This window comes from Mesorhizobium sp. M7A.F.Ca.CA.002.09.1.1 (genome assembly GCF_003998555.1).
Classification (GTDB): Bacteria; Pseudomonadota; Alphaproteobacteria; order Rhizobiales; family Rhizobiaceae; genus Mesorhizobium; species Mesorhizobium ciceri.
Window position 1 is genome coordinate 1 of sequence record NZ_RZRR01000731.1, and the last position, 2,932, is coordinate 2,932.

Sequence of the window (2,932 nt, forward strand, 5' to 3'; positions counted from 1 at the left end):
GTGCAAGGCATTGGCCAGCGCCCACCAGTCGAGCACAGGGTTCTGCGCGTCGAGCAGGTTCTTGACGTAGCGGCGCAGCGTATCGGCCTCGTGGCCGAGGCGATTGTAGCTCTGCAGCACCGCAACGTTGCTGACCGAGTCGGTCACATGCGCGAACACCTTGTGGTAGTGGCGCTCGACCGCAGCCTGGCCCGCCTTGGTGCGGCGCATGACCATCCGGCCGATGCCGACATAGAGCAGCCCGAGGCCAAGCAGCACCAGCGACATGCGCAGGTCCATGCTGATCGCGGTCGGAACCAGCAGTACGAGGGCGACAGCCGTGGACAGATGCTGGCGCATGAATTCGAGCCAAAGGCTGAACAGGGTTTCGACGGCACGCAGCATCGTGTGCAGCGCATTGGAGGTGCCGTGCTGATGGTGCCAGGCGAGCGGCATGGTGATCACGCGCTCGAACGACTCGCAAAGCACTTCGCTGCGCCGCGCGTGGGCAAAGCGGTCAGCGCCGCGCGCCACCATGACGAAGGCAACGATGTTGAAGGCGCCGAGACCGGCCCACATGACCAGGGTGGTGAAGACAGAGCCACGCTCGGAGATGGCGCCGATGACGCGACCGAACATAATCGGCTCGAGAAGCGCTACGATGGCGAGAGCCACGTTGGCCGAACAGATCAACGCAACGCGTTTCCTGTCCGCGGCCAGATAACCGAGAGCTCGCCAGTAGATTTGCAGAAGGGTCACCCCAGTTACTCCGCCACGCTGTTTATTGTGCACTGCATCATTTTATTCGTACCGGTTGATACGTCGCAAAACAATGGCCGTGTACCCCTTCAGTTCCCTTAGAGCGAACAAAAGATGGCGACGTTCCGAAATCTGCCGTGATCACCTAACGGTTTGAGAAGACAGGTAAAATGTCAGGCATGCGGCGAAATCATGGCAGTTGGCACGTGCTGCCATAATTTTAATCAGCAACAATGTCGGGCGGATGACTGAGGCCGAAATCGCCTTTCGCGAAGTATAAAGCAAAACAAAGCTGCAGGATGCCCTTCCAGGCGAAGGGTGGCCAAACCCTCACCGCTCGCGGCTACTCCTATGGGACGCCTCAAGCCTTTGATTTCATAGACTTCTCGGCGGGATGCCCGTCAACGGCAGACGGCAACGCCAGGCGGGATGGGGCCTCTCATCCCGCCTGGCGTGACAAAAGTCGCGGTCGGGGCCTCAGCCCCGAGCGCATGCTTTTTGGGCAACAGGCCTCAGGCCGGAATCCTGACGACAACCTCGGCAACTTCGCCGTCCTTCAGCTCGACTGCCGAAGCCTTGGTCTTTGCCCCATTCACCTCCAGCGACACGGCCTTGGCCTTATTGTCGCGGATGACACGAACCTTGAGTTCCGCCCCCAGCATTTTGAGATTTGCCGAGTACCCATCCCAGTGGCTTGGCAGCTTCGGCTTGAACTGGACACGCTTGCCGCGCCGTTCGATGCCCAGAATGCCTTCGACCGCAGCCCTGTAGAGCCAGCCGGCAGAGCCGGTGTACCAGGTCCAGCCGCCACGGCCGCCCTTGCCGTTGCCGGCATTGTCGTCCCCGGCATAGATGTCGGCCGCCACGACATAGGGCTCGACTCGATAGTGCTCGGCCGTGGCCTCGTCGGTCGCGTGGTTGACGGGATTCAGCATCGAGAAACAACGATAAGCCTCGTCGACCTGCCCCATCTCGGCAAGCGCGATGACGAACCATGTGGCGGCGTGGGTGTACTGGCCGCCATTCTCGCGCACGCCAGGCGGATAGCTCTTGATGTAACCGGGGTCCTTTTCCGTCTTCGAGAATGGCGGCGTGAACAGCTTGACGATCTTCAGCTTGTCGTCGACGAGCAGCTTCGTTGCTTGCTCCATGGCGGTGGTCGACCGTGCCGGGTCGCCCTCTCCCGAAAGCACGCTCCAGGACTGGGCGATCGAGTCGATCTTGCACTCCTGCGAGTTGCGAGACCCCAAAGGCGTGCCGTCGTCGAAACTGCCGCGCCGGTACCATTCGCCGTCCCATGCGGTGCTCTCAAGCGCCCGCTTCAGAACATCGGCATGCTTTGCCCAGGCCTGTGCTCGCTTGGCATCACCCTCGGTCTTGGCGACGGGCGCGAAATCGCCCAGCGTCTTCAGCAGGAACCAGCCGAGCCAGACGCTCTCGCCCTTGCCGTGCTCGCCGACGCGGTTCATGCCGTCGTTCCAGTCGCCGCCGAGGATCAGCGGCAGGCCCGCGGGGCTGCTGCGCTTGATGGCGAGATCGAGCGCACGCGCGCAATGGTCGTAGAGCGTCGCTGTCTTCTTCGAGATTTCCGGGGTGAAGAAGGCATCGTGCTCGCCCTCGCCCAGCGGCTGTCCATCGATGAAGGCCAATTGCTCCTTGAGGATGGAGGCATCGCCGGTGACCAGCAAATAGCGCGCCGTAGCGTGGGCAAGCCAGACCACGTCGTCGGAGATCAACGTGCGTACGCCAGCACCCGTGCGCGGCAGCCACCAGTGCTGCACGTCGCCTTCGGGGAACTGCCGCCGCGCCGCGTTGAGGATCTGGTCGCGCGCCAGCTGCGGGTCATGTGCCAGCAGCGCCAGCGTATCCTGCAACTGGTCGCGGAAGCCGAAGGCGCCGCTGGCCTGATAAAAGGCCGAGCGGGCGCGGATGCGGCAGGCCAGGCTTTGATAGGGAAGCCAGTGGTTGACCATGGCGTCGAGCGCCTTGTCGGGCGTCTCGACCTGGATGGTGTCGAGGAAGCCGCGCCATTCGCGCTCATTGTCGGCCAATCGCTGGTCGAAGTCCTTGGCCCGATGCTCCTGCACCAGCGCGCTCGCCTCCTCGACCGACTCGGCGTCGCCGAGCAGCCAGAGCAGCGTCACGTCGCCGCCTGCCGGGATCTCGACGTCGCGGGCAATCGCCGCGCACGGAT

General features: G+C 63.0%; 2 protein-coding genes. Both read right to left on the minus strand.

What is annotated here, in order from left to right:
* The coding region (locus tag EN994_RS25275) for an ABC transporter transmembrane domain-containing protein (RefSeq protein WP_245466082.1) at positions 1 to 738 on the minus strand (738 nt) is incomplete at its 3' end.
* A gap of 512 nt (positions 739 to 1,250) precedes the next feature.
* Positions 1,251 to 2,932, minus strand: a 1,682-nt coding sequence (locus EN994_RS25280; RefSeq protein WP_348631687.1) for a glycosyl hydrolase family 65 protein, incomplete at its 5' end; no start/stop codon positions are given.